Here is a 19,638-nt window from a genome sequence, read left to right on the forward strand (position 1 = left end):
AGGAGGAGATCCGGTATGCTGAAGCTGCTGCTGGGCCGGTCGGGATCAGGCAAGACCCGGGCCATGCTGGAGACCATGGCGGCCTCGGCGAAGGTCCGCCCCCAGATCCTGGTGGTGCCGGAACAGCACTCCCATGACATGGAGCGGACCCTGTGCGCCATCGGCGGCAACTCCGTCTCCCTGGGGGCGGAGGTGCTCTCCTTCACCCGTCTGGCCAGCCGGGTCTTTTCCGTCTGCGGCGGCCTGGCCGCCCCCGCTCTGGACAACGGCGGCCGTTTGCTCCTCCTCCACATGGCCCTGGGCTCGGTGGCGGACCAGCTGAAGGTCTACCAGCGGCCCTCCCGGAAGCCCGCCTTTCTCAGCGGCCTGCTGGCCACGGTGGACGAGCTGAAAACCTGCCGGGTCACCCCGGAGCAGCTGTGGAACGCCGGAACAGAGACCGGCGGGGAGGAGGGGGAGAAGCTGGCCGACCTGTCCCTCATCTACGGCGCCTATGAGGCCCTCACCGCCCGGCAGGGGGCCGACCCCCGGGACAGGCTCACCCGCCTGGCGGAGGTCCTCAAGCGGACCGACTGGGCCAAGGACAAGGACTTCTACCTGGACGGCTTTACCGACCTGACCCCCCAGGAGCGGCAGGTGGTGGCCGCCATAGCTGGAAAGTGCAATAGCCTTACAGTGGCTCTCACCTGCGACAGGCTGGAGGAGGACGAGGGAGGCGCGGGGATCTTCTCCCCCGCCCGCCGCACCGCCCGCCAGCTGCTCCGGCTGGCCAGGGATCAGGGGGTGCCCGCCCAGGTGGAGGTGCGGCCCCTGCCCGCCGAGGTCCGGAGCCCCGCTCTGGCCCACCTGGAGCGGGAGCTGTTCGCTCCCCAGCCTGTGCCCTACCCGGAACAGCCGGAGGGGCTGAGCCTGTTCACCGCCCTGTCCCCCTACTCCGAGGTGGAGTGGACGGCGGCGGAGATCCTGCGCCTGGTGCGGGAGGAGGGCTACCGCTTCCGGGACATTGCCGTGTGCGCCCGGAGCATGGAGGGCTGCGGCAGCCTGATCCAGACGGTGTTTGCCCGGTATGGCGTGCCGGTGTTCCTCAGCCGCATGAGCGACATTCTGGAAAAGCCCATTCTGGCCCTCATCACCGCCGCCCTGGACACGGCGGCGGGGGGCTATCGCTACGACGATATTTTCCGCTACCTGAAAACCGGGCTTACCGACCTGAGCCAGGAGGACGTGGATCTGCTGGAGAACTACGCCCTCACCTGGAATCTGGAGGGGAGCGCCTGGACCGGCGCCAAGCCCTGGACCAACCACCCCAAGGGCTACGGCCGCACCTTCACCCCAGAGGACAAGGCCCTGGTGGAGCGGCTGGAGGGCCTGCGGCGGCAGGTGGTGGGCCCACTGGAGGCCCTGCGGAAGAACAAGGACAAGACGGGAGTGGGGCAGGCAAAAGCCCTTTACAAGCTGCTGGAGGACATCGGGGTGCCGGAGCGGCTGGCCCAGCGGGCCAAGGCCCTGAGCGAGGACGGCCAGCAGGCCCTGGCGGAGGAGTACGCCCAGCTGTGGGACATCCTGTGCGGGGGCCTGGAGCAGTGCGCCCAGATTCTGGGGGAGAGCCCCATGGAGCTGGAGGAGTTTGCCCGGCTGTTTGCCCTGGTGCTCTCCCAGTACGACGTGGGCTCCATCCCCGTGTCCCTGGATCAGGTGACCTGCGGCGAGATGCCCCGGCTGGCCCACAAGCGCTACCGGGCGGTGTTCCTGCTGGGGGCGGACGACGGGGCCATCCCGGCGGCGGCCCCCTCACCGGGCCTGCTCAACGACGACGACCGGAGCCTGCTGGCCTCCTACGGCCTGGAGCTGGCCCCCCAGCTGGGGGACAAGCTGTACCGGGAAATGACCATCGTGTACGAGTGCTGCGCCATGGCCCGGGAGCGGTTCTCCGTCAGCTGGGCCGCCGCCGGGCCGGACGGCGCGGAGCGCCGCCCCTCCTTCCTGGCGGAAAAACTGAAGCTGATCTTCCCCAAGCTGGAACGGGCGGAGGAGGGACGGCTGGACGGCACCTTCCGGCTGGCCGCGCCCCGGCCTGCCCTGGAGCTGGCGGGCCGCTGGAGCTGGGCGGGAGATGCTCTGGAACAGCTGCCCGACTATGCTCCCCTGGTGGAGCGGATGCGCAGGGCCGCCTCCCTGGACCGGGGGCGGCTCCACCGGCAGGCGGTGGACGCCCTCTACGGCAGCCGGGTGCCCATGTCCGCCTCCCGGATGGACAAGTACAAGGCCTGCCACTTCTCCTACTTCATGCAGTACGGCCTGAAGGCGGAGCCCCGCCGGGCCGCCGGGTTCCAGGCCCCGGAGTACGGCACCTTCGTCCACTACGTGCTGGAGCATGTGCTGCTCTGGTGCAAGGAGAAAGGCGGCGTGAAGGAAGTGTCCCCCGAGGAACTCCACGCCCTGTGTGACCAGGCGGTGGAGGACTATGTGGCGGAGGACCTGGGCGGTCTGGAGGGGGAGAACGCCCGGTTCCGCTACCTGTTCCGGCGGCTGCGCCGCTCGGTGTACGCCGTGGTGGACAACGTGGCGGAGGAGCTGCGCACTTCTCAGTTCCAGCCCATCTCCTTCGAGCTGGGCTTCGGCAAGGGCCAGGACCTGCCCCCGGTGGAGCTGACGGTGGACGGGGTGACGGTGAGCATATCCGGCTTCGTGGACCGGGTGGACGGCTGGGTCCACGACGGGCGGCTCTACCTGCGGGTGGTGGACTACAAGACCGGCCGGAAATCCTTCGACCTCACCGAGATCTGGAACGGCATGGGCCTGCAGATGCTGCTCTATCTGTTTACTCTGGAGGAGCAAGGAAATGAGCTTTACAATATGGATGTGACCGGGGCCGGCGTGCTCTACCTGCCCGCCCGGGACGCGGTGGCGGCGGGGAGCCGGGCCATGAGCGATGCCCAGCGCCGGAAGCTGGTGGATACCCAGCTGCGTCGGAAGGGCATCCTGCTGGACGACCCCGACGTGCTCACCGCCATGGAGGACCCGGGGGAGGGGGGCATCCGCTTCCTGCCCGTCCGGGTGACCCGCACCGGCACCATCAGCGGGGAGGCCCTGGTGTCCGCCCAGCGGCTGGGCAGGCTGGCCAAGCACACCCAGAAGGTGCTGGAGGACATCGGCAGGGAGCTGGCCGCCGGCAACATCAACGCCGACCCCTTCTGGCGGGGGCCGGACCACAACGCCTGCCAGTGGTGCGAATACGCCGCCGCCTGCCACTTTGAAGAGGGCAGGGGGAACGACCGCCGGCGCTGGCTGCCCACCGTCAAGGGGGAGGACTTCTGGACGGCGGTGGCCAAAGAAACCGAAGAGAGAAAGGAAACTTGACCATATGACCCAGTTTGGAGCCATACTCAGCCATCTCAGCAGCTTTCTGTACACCTATATACTCATCGCCCTGCTCATTGCGGCGGGGGTATATTTCACCATTCGCACCCGTGGGGTGCAGTTCCGGCTCTTCCCCGAGGCCCTGCGGGTGCTGGGGGAGAAGAAGAAGGACGGCAAGGACATCTCCTCCTTCCAGGCCCTGATGATCTCCACCGCCTCCCGGGTGGGTACCGGCAACATCGCCGGTGTGGCCAACGCCATCATCGCCGCCACCCTCATCGGCGGCTACGGCGCGGTGTTCTGGATGTGGCTGCTGGCCATCATCGGGGCGGCCTCCGCCTTCGTGGAGAGCACCCTGGCCCAGTGCTACAAGGAAAAGCACGGGGAGAACTGGGTGGGCGGCCCGGCCTACTATATCCAGAAAGCCCTGGGCAGCCGGGTGTTCGGTGTGGTGTTCGCCGTACTGCTCATCGCCTGCTTCGCTTACGGCTTCAACGCCCTCCAGGCCTATAACGCCGGCTCCGCCCTGCAATACTACCTGCCCGGCTATTCCGAGAGCATCTGGCCCATTGTGGTGGGCGCGGTGCTGGCCATCCTCACCGGCGTGTGTATCTTCGGCGGGGTGCAGCGCATCAGCGCCATCACCTCCGGCATCGTGCCGGTGATGGCCGCCATCTATATCGCCCTGGGCCTGTTCATCACCATCAGGAACATCGGCCAGGTGCCCCACATGATCTCTCTGATCCTCTCCCAGGCCTTCGACCCCCAGGCCATGTTCGCCGGAGTGGGGGCCTCCTGCGTCATGCAGGGCATCAAGCGGGGCCTCTACTCCAATGAGGCGGGCATGGGCTCCGCCCCCAACGCGGCGGCCGCCGCCGATGTGTCCCACCCGGTGAAGCAGGGGCTGGTGCAGATGCTGTCCGTGTTCATCGACACCATCCTCATCTGCTCCACCACCGCCTTCATGCTGCTGCTGTCCGGGGTGCCCATCGACGCCTACGCCGAGGGCATGAACTTCGTCCAGGCGGCGGTCCACGCCCAGGTGGGTGCCTTCGGGCCCCTGTTCATCACCGTGTCCATCTTCCTGTTCGCCTTCAGCTCCCTGGTGGGCAACTACTACTATACCGAATCCAACCTGAAGTTTATCAAGGATTCCAAGCCTCTGCTGCTGGTGTTCCGCCTGACCTGCGTGGCCGCCATCTTTATCGGCGCCCAGATGAACTTCTCCATGGTGTGGGATCTGGCGGATGTGCTCATGGGCCTGATGGCCCTGGTGAACCTGGTGGCCATCCTGCTGCTGGGGGGCAAGGCCGTCCGGGTGTTGCGGGACTATCTGGACCAGAAGAAGGCGGGGAAGAACCCGGTGTACCGCTGGGACGAGGTACAGGTCGGAGACCGGACGGTGTGGGACGAGGCCCACGCCCGCAAGTGGGAAGAACAATAAGGAGGGTACGCCATGGCCTTTTCCCTCACAAGTGAACAGCAGGCCGCGGTAGACAACCGTGGCGGCGGTCTGCTGGTATCCGCCGCCGCCGGGTCGGGCAAGACCCGGGTGCTGGTGGAGCGGCTGCTGGCCCGGGTGGAGGAGGGGGCGGACATCGACCGCTTCCTGGTCATCACCTACACCAAGGCCGCCGCCGCCGAGCTGCGGGGCCGGATCGTGGAGGAGCTGTCCCGCCGGCTGGCGGAGCGGCCCACCGACGGCCACCTGCGGAGGCAGGCCACCCTGGTGTACAAGACCCAGATCTCCACCATCCACGCCTTCTGTGCCCAGCTGCTGCGGGAGTGCGGTCAGAGCGCGGACGTGGACCCGGACTTCCGGCTGTGCGACGAGGGAGAGGCGGGCATCCTCATGCTCCGCGCCCTCAACGACGTGCTGGACGCCCGCTATGAGGACATCAGCGAGGGCAGCGACTTTGCAAAACTGGTGGACACCATGTCCGCCGGGCGGGACGATTCCCGGCTGGTGCAGATCGTGCTGGACATCCGGGGGCGGGTCCAGGCCCACCCGGACCCGGCGGCCTGGCTGGACGAGCAGGAGAAAACCTTCGCCCTGGAAGGGATCACCGACCCCGCCGACACCCCCTGGGGGGAGCTGCTGCTGACCGACGCCGCCGGGCAGGCGGCCTACTGGCGGCGGCGGATGGGCCAGGCCCTGGAGCTGTGCCAGCGGGACGCCAATCTGGAGGCCAACTACGCCCCCAGCATCGGGGAGACCATATCTGCCATGGACGCCTTCCTGGCGGGAACCAGGACCGGCTGGGACGCCGCTGCCGCCGCCCTGCCCATCCCCTTCCCCACGGTGGGGCGGAAGAAGATGGCCGACGACCCCGCCGCCGCGGAGCGGGTGAAGGCCATCCGCAGCGCCTGCAAGAAGCGGCTGGAAAAGCTGGAGGACTGGTTCTGCGAGGACGGCTCGGAGCTGCTGGAGGGCCTGCGGGCGGTGTATCCGGCGGTGCGGGGGCTGTTCGCCCTGGTGAAGGACTTTGAGGCGGCCTACACCGCCGAGAAGAAGCGGCGGAGCCTGCTGGACTTCTCCGACCTGGAGCACCTGGCAGTGGCCCTGCTGGTGGGGGCGGACGGACAGCCCACCCCTCTGGCCCGGCAGTGGAGCAATCGCTACGACGAGATCATGGTGGACGAGTACCAGGACACCAACCAGGTGCAGAACGCCATTTTCTCCGCCCTGTCCAAGGACGGCACCAACCTCTTTCTGGTGGGGGACGTGAAGCAGTCCATCTACCGCTTCCGGCTGGCCGACCCCACCATCTTCTTGGACAAGTATCAACGCTTTACACCATATGACCGGGCTGAGGAGGGGGAGGAGCGGCGGGTGATCCTGTCCAAAAACTTCCGCTCCCGGCCGGAGGTGCTGGAGGGGTGCAACTTCCTGTTCCGCAGCCTCATGTCGGTGCCCTTTGGCGAGATGGACTATACCGACGACCAGGCCCTCTACCCCGGAGCACCCTATGCGCCCGATCCCGCCTATCAGGTGGAGCTGGACGTGCTGGATGCCTCGGTGACCGGGGAGGACGAGGGGGAGAAGGTGGCCCGGGACCTGCTGGAGGCCCGCTTCGCCGCCCGGCGCATCCGGGAGCTGCTGGACGTCGGTTTTCCCGTGTCCGACGGGGAGGGCGGCACCCGGCCGGTGCGCACCTCCGATATCGTCATCCTCCTCCGCTCCCCCAACACGGTGCTGCGGCACTACGCCCTGGCCCTGGGGGAGCGGGATATCCCCTGGGAGGCGGAGGGGGGCGGGGACTTCTTCGCCGCCACCGAGGTGAATGTGGCCCTGTCCCTCTTGCAGATCATTGACAACCCCCGGCAGGACGTGCCCCTGGTGTCGGTCCTCCGCTCCCCGGTGTACGGCTTTTCCGCCGACCGGCTGGCCCAGCTCCGGGCCGCCTCACCGGATACCGACCTGTACGCCGCCCTGGAGGCAGACGGCGGCGAGGACTGCCGGGCCTTCCTGGACGAGCTGGCAAAGCTGCGGCTGGGTGCGGGGGACATGAGCAGCCATGAGCTGATCTGGCACCTCTACGACCGCACCAACCTGCTGGGCATTTTCGGCGCCATGGGGGAGGGGGAGACCCGGCAGGGCAACCTGCTTACCCTGGCGGAGCTGGCCCGGCAGTACGAAGGGGCGGGCCACAAGGGCCTGTTCCGCTTCCTCACCTACCTGACCCGTCTGCGGGAGAACGGCTCCAGGCTGGCTCTGCCCGGGGCGTGCCGCACCGGCGGCGGGGTGCGCATCATGAGCATCCACAAGTCCAAGGGCCTGGAGTTCCCGGTGGTGCTGCTGTGCGGCCTGGCCCGGCGGCTCAACCGGGAGGACATGAACCGGCCCATCCTGTTCCACCCCAAGCTGGGGGTGGGTCCCAAGGGGCTGGACCTGGAGCGGGGGGGGGAATATCCCACCCTGGCCCGCACCGCCGTGGCCCGGCAGCTGGAGAAAGAGATGATGGCCGAGGAGCTGCGCCTGCTGTACGTGGCCATGACCCGGGCAAAGGAGAAGCTGATCCTGTCGGTGGCCCTCACCGGCGGCGGAAAGGACCTGGCCAGGCTGGCGGGGGACGCGGGCTGCCCGGTGGATCCCCAGGTACTGCTGGCCTGCCAGAGCGTGGGCCAGTGGGTGCTGCTGGCCGCCCTGTGCCGACCGGACGGGTCCGCCCTCCGCCGGGCGGCGGAGACCGACGTGCCCATACCCGATGTGGACTTCGGCCCGGACTGGAACGTGAAGTTTGTGGACGGTACCCCCTTCCTGGAGGGGCCGGAACGGGTGTACCACGCCGCCCCTTCGCCGGAGGAAGGAGAGCCGGAGCACGACCCGGCGGAACTGACGGAAAAACTGGCCTGGCGCTACCCCTATGAGGCCAGCGAGGCGCTGCCCTCCAAGCTCACCGCCACCCAGCTGAAGGGGCGGGGGCTGGATGAGGAGGCGGCGGAGGAGGCACCCCGGCCTCCCCGGGCCATTACCTTCGGCCGGCCCCGGTTGGCCGCGGAGGAGTGGGGCCTGACCCCCGCCCAGAAGGGTACCGCTCTCCACCTGGTGATGCAGTACATCGACTTTGAGAAAGCGGGCACCCCGGAGGGCGTGGCGGCGGAGATTTCCCGGCTGGTGGAGCAGCAGTTCCTCACCCCTCAGCAGGGGGAGGCCGCCGACCCGGCGCGCATTGCCGCCTTCTTCCGGTCGGAGCTGGGCCGGGAGCTGATGGCCTCGGTATCCCTCCGCCGGGAGTTCAAATTCTCCATCCTGGTGCCTGCACGGCGGTATATCCCAATGGCCCCGGAGGGGGACGAAGTCCTGCTCCAGGGCGTGGTGGACTGCTATTTCGAGACCCTGGAGGGCATCACGGTGGTGGACTTCAAGACCGACCGGGTGACGGCCAAAACGGTGGCGGAGCGGGCGGAGCACTACCGGCCCCAGCTGGAGGCCTACAGCCAGGCCCTGGAGGAGATCACGGGGAAACCGGTGGTCCGCCGGGCCCTGTGGTTCTTCGCCCTGGACAGGGAAGTGGAGCTGTAAAAAAATTTGGCAGATGTCAAGAAGAATTTTGACAAATAGGGAAAGAATGTAACACAAAGCGCGACCGCAGCCGGCCGGATCCAGAGCTGCTTTAGGAGCGCGGCGTGTTACAATGTCGAGAGCTGGTGTCGCCTGCGGGCGGGACGAGGGGAATAAGGTGTCCTCCGCGGACGGCGGGGCACGGAAATCAAATCGCGTCAAGACCATAAAAATTTTCTTAACGCCGGGACCCGAAGCATGGGTCCCGGCTAAAAATTTTTATGCAGAGTTGGCCTCTCGCGGGGGAGGCCAAGTCTTGACCCGTTTAGAATTCCGCGCAGAGGGTAGGGAGCAAAGCTCGCGAGCGAGCTTTGCTTCACCTACTCTTTATTTTGGAAACGGAGGAACAGCCATGATGACCTGCAAACGACCGGACTGGAGCACGCCCAGCAACGACTACTGTCCCTGCGATGACCCGAGCTTCGAGCCTGCTGTGGACGCTGGAGAAGTTCCCTGCGAAGATTGCCACTGGTGGATGGACGTAACGGAGGTATGGTAATGGCACAAAAGAACAATATCCGCAGCATCCGATTTTCGGACGAGCTGGCAGACCTCATAGACCGACAAATGGGCCGGACCTTCACAGAAAAGTTTGAAAACCTGGTCACCCGCTGCGTCTGGGAGCTGCCGCAGAAGGAGGCGGAACTGAAACAGCTTCAGGAGCAGATCGACCGGGAGCGGCAGCATCTCAGAGAGCTGCAGCAAAAGCGCTGGGGCCTCCAGCGGGCCATGGATGGGCTGGATCGCAAGCTGCAGCAATGCGCTGCATCCATGGATCAGACCATGCAGCAGCTGAAAGAGCTGTAACACAAACCCACGGCTGCAGCCAGGCGCCCAGGCTGAAAACCGTGTTACAATATACCCGCCCATGGCTTCGGCTATGGGCGGGACTGTTTAAGGTCAAAACTTCAATACACGGAAAGGGTGTAGGGTGATGACGAAAAAACAGCACTATATGACCAGGGATGAACGGCTCAAGCTGGAGGCATATCTCCGTGCCAAAAAACCGGTGGCTTGGATCGCCAAAGAATTAGGGTTCACCAGGCAGACCATATACAACGAGATTAAACGAGGCGCTTATGAGCACGACTGTTACCATTACACCGAGGTCAGGTACTCCGCAGACAAAGCCCAACAGACCCACGACTACAATCAGACTGCCAAAGGCAGACCACTCAAGATCGGGACCGACCGGGCCTATGCCGACTTTTTGGAGCGGAAGATCCTGAACAACCGTTTTTCACCGGCGGCAGCATTGGCGGCGGCCCGAGCGGAGGGGCATCAAACTGTGATCTGCATTTCAACCTTATACAGCTACATAGACAAAGGAGTATTTCTTCACCTGACCAACGCTCACCTCTGGGAAAAGCGCAAGCGGAAGAAGCGCAGCTATGCACCGGTAAAACGGATCGCACATCCGCAGCTGCCCAACATCGCAGACCGACCGGAGCAGATCGACCAGCGCCGGGAACCAGGTCACTGGGAGATGGATCTGATCGTGGGCCGCGCCGGCAGCCGGGCCGTGCTGCTGACGCTGACAGAACGGGCCACACGAGAGGAATTGATTTTCAAATTACCAAACCGAAAAGCCGAGACAATCCGAAGCGTCTTTGATAAGCTGGAGCGCTCCATGGGAAAAAACCACTTCATGACCAAATTCCGCAGCATCACTACAGACAACGGCAGCGAGTTTTTACAGTACGACCAGCTGCGCCGATCCATATACACCGGAACACGATTTGACGTCTATTACTGCCATTCCTACGCAGCCTGGGAGAAGGGAACCAATGAGAACCACAACAGGATGATCCGGCGCTTTTTCCCCAAAGGCACGGACTTCTCCAAGGTATCAAAAAAGCGGATAGCCGAGATCCAGAACTGGATGAACGGCTACCCGCGAAAAATATTAGGCTGGAGGACACCGGAGGAAATGGCAGCGTAACACAATTTACCTGCAGCTGCCGGCGACCAGGACTTGAAATCGTGTTACGAACAGATTCCGGAACAACCGTGTAACACAAAAGAGATCTTCAGGAAACCAGGATCAGCGACGCAGCAACACCGGATTGTGTTACAGCAGGACCCCGCCGCGGCTGAAGCCTCGGCGGCGGGGCCCCCGATTACTTGTTCTGCTTCTTTCTGGACTTCAACCAGCGTCGGGAAGGTTTCGAGATCCCCTCCATGTTGACCTGTTGGGTGTTCTGCTGGAGCTTCAGGATCTCCTCCTCGGACATCATGTCGCCCGCCTTCATGGACTTTTTCAGATTGCCCACACAAGCAAGGGTATTATATGCCTCATAGTCTCGATTGCGGACAAACCAGCAGCCCCGGCCCATGGGGGTGATCAGCTGGGTATTGGCGGCGTTTTCGAGATCCCAAGCGTCATAAGTGCGGTAACGCTGGAACCGCCACAGCTTATCGCAGTCCACCACATAGCTGGTCACCTGACGCAGCAAAGCATCCACATGGCCGAAGCGCTGGGCGGTATAGTACAACGATATGTAGTAATGACGGCATGTCAAAATGGTGTTCAGGAACAGCGGATCAATATTGGTTTTGAAGTTCCGGGAGTTCATCTGCACACTGAACTCGTCCCCCAGCACCAAAGTGACAGTGAGGGTATCATGCTCGTCATCATATGCCTGGTTACGCTCAGCAGCCAGAACGATCTGCTCCAGGCTCACAAAATCCTCATAAGGAATAGACAGGGAGACATTGGAGATCACCTTCACCCGCTGGGTGACCATCTTCTTGCGCCGGGGACACCACACTTTCTTCCCGTCATACTGGCGATAGGCAGCAACCACACGATGCACGGCTGAAAGGGTCTTACCCTTGCCGAACAGGCCGGTATAGGCCACCAGCTCCCCAGTGCCGTACAGATTATACTGCCGATGCAGCAGGTAGCCGCACAGATCCCGGATACCGTGATAGATGAACAGGAACGGATGAAAGAAACCGCAGCGAAAAGTGGGGAACATGACCAAGACAACAGCCAAGCCGATCAGCAATAAGATCCACATATCACCACCGCCTGTAATTGAGCAGGATCTCCGCCACCTTGCCGATGACCCGGAACACAGCGGAAACCAGGGCAACGCCCACAGCCACAGTGAGCAAGTAAGGGATCAGCTCCGCCATGGTGGACGGCGGCACAGCGTCCACGCCGATGATACCAAAAAACTCCGCTATGACAGCAGCCATGAAAAGCCCTCCTTCAGCAGCTTGATACAACCGGCAATGAAAAACAGGAGCAGGACCAGGAGCAGCAGCCCCTCAGTAACGGTATAATCCTCAAAGTTGGTAGTCAGGAAAGGATGGGGTGTTACATCCTCCTGGATACTCCCCAACAGCTGGATCGTCTCGTCAGTTCCAACCACCTCCACCGGTCCCGGCGTCGGCTCCGGAGAAGGGGACGCTTCCGGCACGTCTTCCTCTGCTGCGTTGACCGCCAGCAGCTCCAGAAGCTCATCCACACTGATTACTTCCATGCTCGGAGCAGAGGACTCCACCGGCTCAGGACTGGATACAAGCTCCCTATCAACCATCATTTCATCATCCATTGAAAAACCTCACGATCAGGTAGATAATAATACCCGCAATCATCGTCCAGATCATAATATCCCAAAAATTCAGAGTAAAACCCCAAAGAGTAAAGGGAACAGTCATGACCTTGACCACCGTGGAAACCAATGCCTGAAAATCCTCCATACTATTTCCCCCACACTTTTTTCACGATCCCCGCCAGCAGCGCAGCCAGCAGGCCGAGAGAGATCACAGCCATAACCGGCTCCGGAATAAACGGGAAAAACGCAGACAACAGGCCAAACAGGGAATCCTTGAACCCGACAGCGAAATTCCATAGGCTGTCCAGCACATCCCAAAACCCATTGAACGCATCCACGATCTTGGTAAATATGGTAATGATACCGCCCAGAAGCCAGTCAAAGAAGGAGCCGATTCCATCACCCAGCCAACCGGCAATATCACTTACCGCGCCGCCGATCCAATCCAGCACCGGCGATCCCCCCTCTCAGCGAAACCACAATTTCCAAACGGCCAGGACGATACCAGCTATAACAGCGAACCAGAAAACCATCATGAAATCCTCTGGCAGCACTCCAATGACCGCGCCCAGGAAAGCGGGATACTGCCCACTTTTACTTTTGATATCTGCGATAAAATCCGAGAAAATATCGTTGATACCGGACAGGCTATCGATCAGCTGCTTCAGCTTGTCCACGATCCAGCCGATCCCGTTGGCAATAAAATTGCCGATGGACGCAAACAGCCCACTGTCAGCATTCTGCGTTTCCACGTACGTCTCGCCGCAGCGGGTGCAGGTGTAGGTGGTCTGACCGTAGGTAATAACAGCCTGCTCGATCCATTCTGTGCCGCAGCTGGAACAGATGCAGTCATAGCTGCCGCTGCTCTGGCTCAGCACTGAATCGAATGATGTGCTGCCGCAGTCCGGACAGGCGGCATCCTCCGGCAGAGCATAGGTGGTTTGGGTGGAGGATGTGGGCTGCCAGTCATGACCCAGCGGCTCCAGATCCTCCACGACCTCAGCCCCGCACACTGAGCAGACGCCTTTTCGTTCCCCTGGATCAATACAGGTGGGCGGCGTCACTGTCTCATAGGTATAGACATGATCCAGCTGGGGGATCTCTTCCGTGTAGGTATCCCCGCACAGAGAGCAGGTATAGGTCCGCACGCCGGGAGCGGTACAGGTGGCGGCGGTGGTGATCTCTGATGTGTAACTATGCTGGCAGGTACTGGGGTCCTTTTTGGTCGCCGTCACATAGGCGTAGGTATCGGCCTGGATCAGAGCCCCGTCCGCATAATAGGAGATGGTCAGCAGATCATCGCCATAGGTCAGGTCAATCCGGTCAATATCGGCCTCGCCGATCAGGAAGGTGCCGGGCTCCAGAAAAAGCTGGTAAGTACGGGTATTGTAGTCAAAAATCCAGCCGGTGGTCTGATACTGAGCGCCGGTGACCGGCTCAGTAAAGACAAGGGTATCTTCATCGTACAAATCCGGGTCGAAAACATCGGTGACCTTTCCGTCAGCATCCACCGTACCAATGAAGTAATTGGTGCTGTTGTCTACATTGTTGTAGTTGGTTACCAGCTGCATGAAGGAACTGGGACGAGACACCACACCAGGAACATCAGAAATATTATCTAACCGCTCAATATGAACAGCACCAGAAAATGTACAAGTATCACCCCTAAAAATATTAAGCGGCGACTGACAATTTAAATCTACATAGCTTTGTCCAAAATATTTTGAAGTAACTTCAAAATCAACAGGTGCTATATAAGATCCATACGCAACAGATGTCCCTCCTTGTCCAGGAGTTCCAACATTTACGTAAAATGTAATAGATGACACCGGATTACCTTGAAAGATAAAACTATCGACATAAAATCGATACTTACCAGGTGAAAGATAAAAATTATCTGACATAATAGAGGGATAACGCTTGCCATAAGTCTCAAAACAATATTCCGAAACGGAAAATGCACCATTAGATGTTATGAAATCTTGAAGAACAAAGAAATTTTCATTGGAAGTATACGTCCAAACCGGATAAATGACAAAAGAACCATTTGAACTCACCGCAACATATGGAAGGCCAGATATATAATCATCCTCAGCGGCATATATGTCGGCCTCGGTGTAACCGGCGGCAAGATATTCCGCAAAGGAATTAATGCCTGAACTCGCTACAGACGCTAAAAATGTACCAAGGCCACCAGGAAGAACGGTGAAATCCCCGACAAACCCTAATGCCTGCAAACTTGCATCCATTAGCCAAGGGCCATAACCAGACGTTACATAATAGTAAGCTACCTCATTATACCAAGCAGCAAAAACAACAGTAAAACATGTGGAAATACACATGACAACCGATAAAATCAATGCTATAATGCGGTTAAAGATTTTCATCCTATTTCACCACCAGGAGGTAAGCCTATGGACTGGTTGATAAGAGGAGCGATTTTACTCGCAGTCTGGATAATTGTCGCTATTGCGGTAAAAATCGACAGAAAAAATGGGCATTACACGCCTAAAGAAAAACGGTTCCGCAAACAATGGGAAGCTGAGCGCGAAGCAGAAGAAAAGGCAAACCAGGAATTTCGGGCGGCATCCAAGCCATTGACACAGCAGAGTTTTGAGGAATGGAAGGCCGCAAACAAAAAGCAGCCGTAGGCACACAACCAGCATTTGAACAGGAGCCGCTTTTACCCCGGAGCGGGAACTCCTTATAGGGGCGCATTACCTCCAGGAGAAGACAGGCCTAGATGGCAGGACGACAAACAGGGCGTCCATCTGATGTCACTCCTGGAGGTGTTGCGTAACGAGATTCAAAAACTTTATAAGGGGGCCTCCTCCCTGGAATTCAGTATAGGGACAGAATTCCAGGAAAGGAGATGAAAGCCCCATGGAAAACCTAAAAGCAATCTGGGATGTAATGACAAGCCCCAATATGATTGTTATTTATATCCCCATCGCTTTAGGTATCATCACCGGCGCAGTCAGCAAACGCCACCGGTGATAATCGAAATCAGGAACAGCGCTCCCTTTGGGGGCGCTGTTCTTTTGTCACACAACCAGCTCGTGCTGCCGGCCGGATCCGGAGCAGCTGCAGGAACGGATTGTGTTACAACTTCCTGGAACCATGATAGATCAACAGGAACAAGCCCAGGAAGATCTGGAAAACCAGGAACCCCGCAAGAAACCGGAAAAACTCCAGTTTACAGGCAGCCTGGAAGATATCTGAAAACAGGCCGGAACAGCCAGAGAAAAAATCAATCATAACAGCCTCCAAAAAGAGTAGGGGTGTGAGCTCGGGGCCCACACCCCTGAGCGGAGATCACCGGGCGGCACCCTTGGCCTTGCGGAAGAACCGGAAACCAAGAGACACGATGGACGCACCGACAAAGAGGGTAAGGATGGGATTGCCGGTGATGACGTCCCAAACGATACTAATACCGGAAGTGATGACGGTACCTGCTTCGGTAAGCAGAGTGGCGGCGGTAACAGCTTCCTGCGGTCACTCCTCCTTTCCTACAAAATTTGGTTGCGGGTGCTGGAATCGAACCAGCGGCTCCAGACGCAGAATCTGACGTGCTGCCATTGCACCAACCCGCGATATAAATGCTGGAAAGCCTTTTGTATCATCAGTTGTCTACATGCAGAAGACTATTTAATAGGGCGACGTTTAACACCCAGACTTCCCTTTGTGGCTTTTTTATGTGACTTAAACCAGCAAATTTATATCAAAACTCCGGATCATCTTCCACGGTGAACCACCGCCGCACCTTGTCGGCAAAGGCTTCCTTCCGAGCCTGATGCTCCTTTACAATCAGCTCATACTTGGGATTAGGCTTACAGCGGCGCATATTGACCATACTCACAAAATCATCAAATGTATCGCAGACCTGGAGCATGGCATCAATGGCGTTACCCGCCATCTCAAACACATAGTGCTTGCACTTCTCCAGGTTATAGGCCCCGCCGGGCACTGTAAAGATCTTGATACGGGACACATCACCGATAAGATCATACCAATAATCCGTTGTCTGCCAACGGGACTTGTTACTGTCATCTTCATCCGGCTCCACATAGCGAAGGTAATTGAGCAGCACACCGGCAAAGGCCTCGCCCACATCCATGGGGATCTTGCTGAATTCTTCCGCCCGGCCATCCCGGAGCTGCAGCTCCACACGTACCCAATGACGACCATCACCGAAACCACGCTCGGCGGCCTTATCGTAGATCCGGACAAGGACCTTGCTCCTGGGACTGCCGATCTGGACACTGATGCCTTTGCAAGAACGTGTCACTTCCCACCAATTCATACGGCTGATGTAGTGCTGGGATTCAGTATCCTGCGCCACCCGGTTTATATCCAATATCCCGGTATGGTCGTCATAAGCGACATCCAGCCGGGTCATATGCAAATCATTGCCATGGATGAACGCAAAAAGATCTTCCCACTTATTGGCCAACGTGGTGAGATCCTCAAAATTCCGGCAGCCCTGACCGGACATTTCGCACCAGACACCCATATCCTCACGGCCATTATAATGGATGGAGATACAGCCAAAATAGAGCCGGTCCATGTAACCACGGGCGCCTTTTGTTTCAGTCCAGGGACAATGCGACATACCAAGAGCCTCAATCAGCTGCTGCGGAGTATGCTTCTTACTGGTGAATGACAGCCAGTCATACAGCACAACATTTTCATTGATATTACTGTCCATGGTATGCCCCCCATTGTCTCCTATGTAGATAGTGCCCCCCTGTTAGCGAGGGGGGCCTCCCGGAGGGAGCGACCCTCCNTTACTGGTGAATGACAGCCAGTCATACAGCACAACATTTTCATTGATATTACTGTCCATGGTATGCCCCCCATTGTCTCCTATGTAGATAGTGCCCCCCTGTTAGCGAGGGGGGCCTCCCGGAGGGAGCGACCCTCCGGGAGTGCGAGTGCGTTTAACCATCCAGTGCGGTCATGACAACACGACCTTTATCATCGAAGAACAGCTTCACACGGGTGCCGGGTTCAAGATCCTTCCAGACATCGGGCCCAGAGCAACGCTTCTTTTCGGCCTTGTAACCGGACGCCTGGTAATCCGCAGACTGATACGAGCTGACCGGAGAAATGACATACATATTATAGTAGGGCCGTTTCTCCCCCTGCTCCGTGTCAAACTGGCCGGATGCCCAACCAACAAAAACGTAACCTTCGTATCCGCCTTCTACGATGAATTCTTTGCCCATATAGAGCCTCTCTTTCTGGGGCTATACCCCTGTTTATATAACAAGCGGGAACCCCAACCAGCGGCGGGGAGCCTATCCTTCCCCTTTCTCTGGCGGATTCCCGCTTGTCTAAATACATATTAGAACTTGCCGCTGTAAAAAAATTTGAAAAAACAGTTGCAATCCGGGTTTCTTTGTGCTATCATATTCTAGCGTTTATAAGGCGTGGAGGTTTGCTGCGCCGCTTCATCCGGAACGAGAAAGAGGTGAACACAACATGAAGGAAGGCATTCATCCCAACTATGAGCAGACCACGATCCGCTGCGCCTGCGGCAACGTGATCGAGACCGGCTCCACCAAGAAGGATATCCGCGTCGAAGTTTGCTCCAAGTGTCACCCCTTCTTTACTGGCAAGCAGAAGATGGTGGATACTGGCGGACGTGTCAGCCGCTTCAACAAGAAGTTCGGCCTGGACAAGAAGTAAGCTGGTCGAAAGAGCCCGTACCGAAGCCGGTACGGGCTCTTTTTCATCCGGCACGCATACAATAGCCTGACAGGAGGGAAACGCTATGTTTGAAAAGATCGACCCCAAGAGCCTGGACCAGAATGTATTTTCCCTGATCGGGGACCAGTGGATGCTCATCACCGCCGGTACCAGGGACAAGTGTAACACCATGACCGCCAGCTGGGGCGGCCTGGGCGTGCTGTGGGGCAAGCCGGTGGCCACGGTATATATCCGCCCCCAGCGGTATACCCTGGAATTTGTGGAGCGGGAGGAGAGGTTCACCCTCTGCTTCTTCGGGGAGGAGTACCGGCAGGCACTGGCCCTGTGCGGCTCCAAGAGCGGCCGGGACATCGACAAGGTAAAGGAATGCAGCTTTACGGTAGAGACGGCGGACGGCGCGCCTTATTTCCAGGAGGCCGACCTGGTGCTGGTGTGCCGGAAAGCCTACTGGCAGGACATGGACCCCACCCACTTCCTGGATGGGGAGATCGACAGCAAGTGGTATCCCCAGAAGGACTATCACCGCATCTTCATCGGGGAGATCGAGACGGTACTGAAAAAGAAATGAGGCCGGGGCGGTGAACCCGGCTCGGAGGAACCAATGACGGACAACCAAGAGAAAATCGTATTGAACCGGGCGGTGCTGGTGGGCCTCAATGCCCACTGCCTGCCCGAGGAGGAAAATGCCGACGACTCCTCCATGGAGGAGCTGGCCGACCTGCTGGAGACCGCCGGCGGGGAGTGCGTGGGCACCGTGTTCCAGAACAAGGACGCCCCCGACCCCCGCACCTTCATCGGCGAGGGCAAGGTGGCCGAGGTGAAAGAGCTGGTGGAGGCCATGGGGGCGGACCTGGTCATTGTGGACAACCCCCTGTCGCCCTCCCAGCAGCGGGCCCTGTCGGAGGACCTGAAGGTGCAGGTGCTGGACCGGGCGGCCCTGATCCTGGACATCTTCGCCCAGCGGGCCCGCACCAAGGAGGGCCGCCTCCAGGTGGAGCTGGCCCAGTACCAGTATCTGCTGCCCCGTCTGCTGGGCATGTGGACCCATCTGGAGCGGCAGGAGGGCGCCATCGGCACCCGCGGCCCCGGCGAGACCCAGCTGGAGACCGACCGGCGGCACATCCGCAGAAAGATCCAGAAGCTGCGGGAGGAGCTGGAGCAGGTGCGCCGGGTGCGCGCCACCCAGCGCCAGCGCCGGGAGAAGAACGAGGTGCCGGTGGTGGCCATCGTGGGCTACACCAACGCGGGCAAATCCACCCTGCTGAACAAGCTGACCGGGGCGGACATCCCGGCCAACAACCGGCTGTTCGACACCCTGGACACCACCACCCGCACCCTGGAGATCAGTGACACCTGCACGGTGCTCCTCAGCGACACCGTGGGCTTTATCCGCAAGCTGCCCCACCACCTGGTGGAGGCCTTCAAGGCCACCCTGGAGGAGCTCTCCTACGCCGACCTGCTTCTCCATGTCATCGACACCTCCAACCCGGAGTGGCGGGAGCAGGCCGACGTGGTGGAGCGGCTCATCGTGGAGCTGGGGGCGGAGCAGACCCCCCGCATCGACGTGTTCAACAAGGTGGACCGCTGCCCCGGGGAGATCCTGCCCCACGGGGAGGACATCGTGTCCATCTCCGCCAGGACCGGCCAGGGACTGGACCAGCTGCTCCGGAAGATCGGGGACCGGCTGGACACCGGCGCCCAGAAGGTGGTGCTCCGCATCCCCTACGACAAGGGCGGGATCGTGGACCTGCTCCACCGGGAGGCAAAGGTGGAGCGGGTGGACTACGGCGACGCCATCGAGGTGGAGGCTGTCTGCACCCCCGTCCAGCTGGGCCGCCTGAAGGAGTATATCGTATCCGGCTGGACGCCCCCCAAGGAGTTCTGGGAAGAATAAACCGTAGGGCCGATGTCCACATCGGCCCGCATAAAAAAGGA

General features: G+C 60.0%; 19 protein-coding genes and 1 tRNA gene. 11 read left to right on the forward strand and 9 right to left on the reverse strand.

What is annotated here, in order from left to right; all coding sequences use genetic code 11:
• Positions 1 to 15 precede the first annotated feature (15 nt).
• The 6 genes from E0E41_RS17475 to E0E41_RS17495 all read left to right on the forward strand — a co-directional run bounded on the left by E0E41_RS17475 (position 16) and on the right by E0E41_RS17495 (position 10,367).
• A complete protein-coding gene (locus E0E41_RS17475) occupies positions 16 to 3,360 on the forward strand; it encodes a PD-(D/E)XK nuclease family protein (RefSeq protein ID WP_130871156.1) in 3,345 nt (1,114 codons plus the stop codon).
• Between the two features lie 4 nt (positions 3,361 to 3,364).
• A complete protein-coding gene (locus E0E41_RS17480; RefSeq protein WP_130871157.1) occupies positions 3,365 to 4,804 on the forward strand; it encodes an alanine/glycine:cation symporter family protein in 1,440 nt (479 codons plus the stop codon).
• Between the two features lie 12 nt (positions 4,805 to 4,816).
• Positions 4,817 to 8,386 (forward strand): helicase-exonuclease AddAB subunit AddA, encoded by a 3,570-nt coding sequence (gene addA / locus E0E41_RS17485; RefSeq protein WP_130871158.1) that lies wholly within the window; start codon positions 4,817 to 4,819, stop codon positions 8,384 to 8,386.
• Positions 8,387 to 8,780: 394 nt separating this feature from the next.
• The gene (locus E0E41_RS18640) at positions 8,781 to 8,924 is read left to right on the forward strand and encodes a hypothetical protein (RefSeq protein ID WP_165450604.1); all 144 of its coding nucleotides are present in this window, start codon (positions 8,781 to 8,783) and stop codon (positions 8,922 to 8,924) included.
• Positions 8,924 to 9,232 carry a hypothetical protein gene (locus E0E41_RS17490; RefSeq protein ID WP_130871159.1) on the forward strand — a complete coding sequence of 103 codons (309 nt, stop codon included), beginning with the start codon at positions 8,924 to 8,926 and terminating at the stop codon, positions 9,230 to 9,232. Before E0E41_RS18640 ends, E0E41_RS17490 begins: the two co-directional genes overlap by 1 nt.
• Before the next feature lie 127 nt (positions 9,233 to 9,359).
• Positions 9,360 to 10,367 (forward strand): IS30 family transposase, encoded by a 1,008-nt coding sequence (locus tag E0E41_RS17495; protein ID WP_130871160.1) that lies wholly within the window; start codon positions 9,360 to 9,362, stop codon positions 10,365 to 10,367.
• 178 nt (positions 10,368 to 10,545) lie between these two features.
• Here the strand turns inward: E0E41_RS17495 and E0E41_RS17500 are convergent, their stop codons facing one another.
• From E0E41_RS17500 to E0E41_RS17520, 6 genes are all read right to left on the reverse strand, one after another.
• Positions 10,546 to 11,448 carry a hypothetical protein gene (locus E0E41_RS17500; protein WP_130871161.1) on the reverse strand — a complete coding sequence of 301 codons (903 nt, stop codon included), beginning with the start codon at positions 11,446 to 11,448 and terminating at the stop codon, positions 10,546 to 10,548.
• Position 11,449: 1 nt separating this feature from the next.
• Positions 11,450 to 11,629, reverse strand: coding sequence for a hypothetical protein (locus E0E41_RS17505; RefSeq protein ID WP_130871162.1), 180 nt, complete (start codon positions 11,627 to 11,629; stop codon positions 11,450 to 11,452).
• Entirely contained in the window at positions 11,614 to 11,916 is a 303-nt protein-coding gene (locus tag E0E41_RS17510) for a hypothetical protein (RefSeq protein ID WP_130871163.1), read from the reverse strand. The genes E0E41_RS17505 and E0E41_RS17510 overlap by 16 nt, the downstream gene beginning before the upstream one ends.
• Before the next feature lie 64 nt (positions 11,917 to 11,980).
• The gene (locus E0E41_RS18645) at positions 11,981 to 12,136 is read right to left on the reverse strand and encodes a hypothetical protein (protein ID WP_165450605.1); all 156 of its coding nucleotides are present in this window, start codon (positions 12,134 to 12,136) and stop codon (positions 11,981 to 11,983) included.
• 1 nt (position 12,137) lies between these two features.
• Positions 12,138 to 12,443: a hypothetical protein gene (locus E0E41_RS17515; RefSeq protein ID WP_130871164.1), complete on the reverse strand. Its 306-nt coding sequence runs from the start codon at positions 12,441 to 12,443 to the stop codon at positions 12,138 to 12,140.
• A gap of 15 nt (positions 12,444 to 12,458) precedes the next feature.
• Positions 12,459 to 14,378 (reverse strand): hypothetical protein, encoded by a 1,920-nt coding sequence (locus E0E41_RS17520; protein WP_130871165.1) that lies wholly within the window; start codon positions 14,376 to 14,378, stop codon positions 12,459 to 12,461.
• Between the two features lie 27 nt (positions 14,379 to 14,405).
• Here E0E41_RS17520 and E0E41_RS17525 point away from each other — a divergent pair, with 27 nt between their 5' ends.
• On the forward strand, positions 14,406 to 14,642 hold the full coding sequence (locus E0E41_RS17525) for a hypothetical protein (RefSeq protein ID WP_130871166.1): 237 nt from the start codon (positions 14,406 to 14,408) through the stop codon (positions 14,640 to 14,642).
• A 373-nt stretch (positions 14,643 to 15,015) separates the two neighbouring features.
• The gene (locus E0E41_RS17530) at positions 15,016 to 15,213 is read left to right on the forward strand and encodes a hypothetical protein (RefSeq protein ID WP_130871167.1); all 198 of its coding nucleotides are present in this window, start codon (positions 15,016 to 15,018) and stop codon (positions 15,211 to 15,213) included.
• A 297-nt stretch (positions 15,214 to 15,510) separates the two neighbouring features.
• Here the strand turns inward: E0E41_RS17530 and E0E41_RS17535 are convergent.
• The 3 genes from E0E41_RS17535 to E0E41_RS17545 form a co-directional block, all read right to left on the reverse strand.
• Positions 15,511 to 15,584: transfer RNA gene (locus E0E41_RS17535), tRNA-Gln, on the reverse strand.
• Positions 15,585 to 15,712: 128 nt separating this feature from the next.
• Complete coding sequence (locus tag E0E41_RS17540) at positions 15,713 to 16,699, reverse strand: replication initiation factor domain-containing protein (protein WP_130871168.1); 987 nt, start codon at positions 16,697 to 16,699, stop codon at positions 15,713 to 15,715.
• A 232-nt stretch (positions 16,700 to 16,931) separates the two neighbouring features.
• Positions 16,932 to 17,219, reverse strand: coding sequence for a hypothetical protein (locus E0E41_RS17545; RefSeq protein WP_130871169.1), 288 nt, complete (start codon positions 17,217 to 17,219; stop codon positions 16,932 to 16,934).
• Positions 17,220 to 17,475: 256 nt separating this feature from the next.
• Here E0E41_RS17545 and rpmE point away from each other — a divergent pair, with 256 nt between their 5' ends.
• The 3 genes from rpmE to hflX all read left to right on the forward strand — a co-directional run bounded on the left by rpmE (position 17,476) and on the right by hflX (position 19,597).
• The gene (gene rpmE, locus E0E41_RS17550; protein WP_087236514.1) at positions 17,476 to 17,682 is read left to right on the forward strand and encodes a 50S ribosomal protein L31; all 207 of its coding nucleotides are present in this window, start codon (positions 17,476 to 17,478) and stop codon (positions 17,680 to 17,682) included.
• A gap of 85 nt (positions 17,683 to 17,767) precedes the next feature.
• The gene (locus tag E0E41_RS17555) at positions 17,768 to 18,271 is read left to right on the forward strand and encodes a flavin reductase family protein (RefSeq protein ID WP_130871170.1); all 504 of its coding nucleotides are present in this window, start codon (positions 17,768 to 17,770) and stop codon (positions 18,269 to 18,271) included.
• A 33-nt stretch (positions 18,272 to 18,304) separates the two neighbouring features.
• The gene (hflX, locus tag E0E41_RS17560; protein WP_130871171.1) at positions 18,305 to 19,597 is read left to right on the forward strand and encodes a GTPase HflX; all 1,293 of its coding nucleotides are present in this window, start codon (positions 18,305 to 18,307) and stop codon (positions 19,595 to 19,597) included.
• Positions 19,598 to 19,638: the final 41 nt, after the last annotated feature.

The sequence above is a fragment of the Intestinimonas massiliensis (ex Afouda et al. 2020) genome (genome assembly GCF_900626285.1).
GTDB classification, from domain to species: Bacteria; Bacillota; Clostridia; order Oscillospirales; family Oscillospiraceae; genus Flavonifractor; species Flavonifractor massiliensis_A.

What these genes read in the sequence shown, in the direction of transcription:
- E0E41_RS17475 (WP_130871156.1), top strand. Translation starts at nt 16, where the DNA reads ATGCTGAAGCTGCTGCTGGGCCGGTCGGGATCAGGCAAGACCCGGGCC.
- E0E41_RS17480 (WP_130871157.1), top strand. Translation starts at nt 3,365, where the DNA reads ATGACCCAGTTTGGAGCCATACTCAGCCATCTCAGCAGCTTTCTGTAC.
- addA (WP_130871158.1), top strand. Translation starts at nt 4,817, where the DNA reads ATGGCCTTTTCCCTCACAAGTGAACAGCAGGCCGCGGTAGACAACCGT.
- E0E41_RS18640 (WP_165450604.1), top strand. Translation starts at nt 8,781, where the DNA reads ATGACCTGCAAACGACCGGACTGGAGCACGCCCAGCAACGACTACTGT.
- E0E41_RS17490 (WP_130871159.1), top strand. Translation starts at nt 8,924, where the DNA reads ATGGCACAAAAGAACAATATCCGCAGCATCCGATTTTCGGACGAGCTG.
- E0E41_RS17495 (WP_130871160.1), top strand. Translation starts at nt 9,360, where the DNA reads ATGACGAAAAAACAGCACTATATGACCAGGGATGAACGGCTCAAGCTG.
- E0E41_RS17500 (WP_130871161.1), bottom strand. Translation starts at nt 11,448, where the DNA reads ATGTGGATCTTATTGCTGATCGGCTTGGCTGTTGTCTTGGTCATGTTC.
- E0E41_RS17505 (WP_130871162.1), bottom strand. Translation starts at nt 11,629, where the DNA reads ATGGCTGCTGTCATAGCGGAGTTTTTTGGTATCATCGGCGTGGACGCT.
- E0E41_RS17510 (WP_130871163.1), bottom strand. Translation starts at nt 11,916, where the DNA reads ATGGAAGTAATCAGTGTGGATGAGCTTCTGGAGCTGCTGGCGGTCAAC.
- E0E41_RS18645 (WP_165450605.1), bottom strand. Translation starts at nt 12,136, where the DNA reads ATGGAGGATTTTCAGGCATTGGTTTCCACGGTGGTCAAGGTCATGACT.
- E0E41_RS17520 (WP_130871165.1), bottom strand. Translation starts at nt 14,378, where the DNA reads ATGAAAATCTTTAACCGCATTATAGCATTGATTTTATCGGTTGTCATG.
- E0E41_RS17525 (WP_130871166.1), top strand. Translation starts at nt 14,406, where the DNA reads ATGGACTGGTTGATAAGAGGAGCGATTTTACTCGCAGTCTGGATAATT.
- E0E41_RS17540 (WP_130871168.1), bottom strand. Translation starts at nt 16,699, where the DNA reads ATGGACAGTAATATCAATGAAAATGTTGTGCTGTATGACTGGCTGTCA.
- E0E41_RS17545 (WP_130871169.1), bottom strand. Translation starts at nt 17,219, where the DNA reads ATGGGCAAAGAATTCATCGTAGAAGGCGGATACGAAGGTTACGTTTTT.
- rpmE (WP_087236514.1), top strand. Translation starts at nt 17,476, where the DNA reads ATGAAGGAAGGCATTCATCCCAACTATGAGCAGACCACGATCCGCTGC.
- E0E41_RS17555 (WP_130871170.1), top strand. Translation starts at nt 17,768, where the DNA reads ATGTTTGAAAAGATCGACCCCAAGAGCCTGGACCAGAATGTATTTTCC.
- hflX (WP_130871171.1), top strand. Translation starts at nt 18,305, where the DNA reads ATGACGGACAACCAAGAGAAAATCGTATTGAACCGGGCGGTGCTGGTG.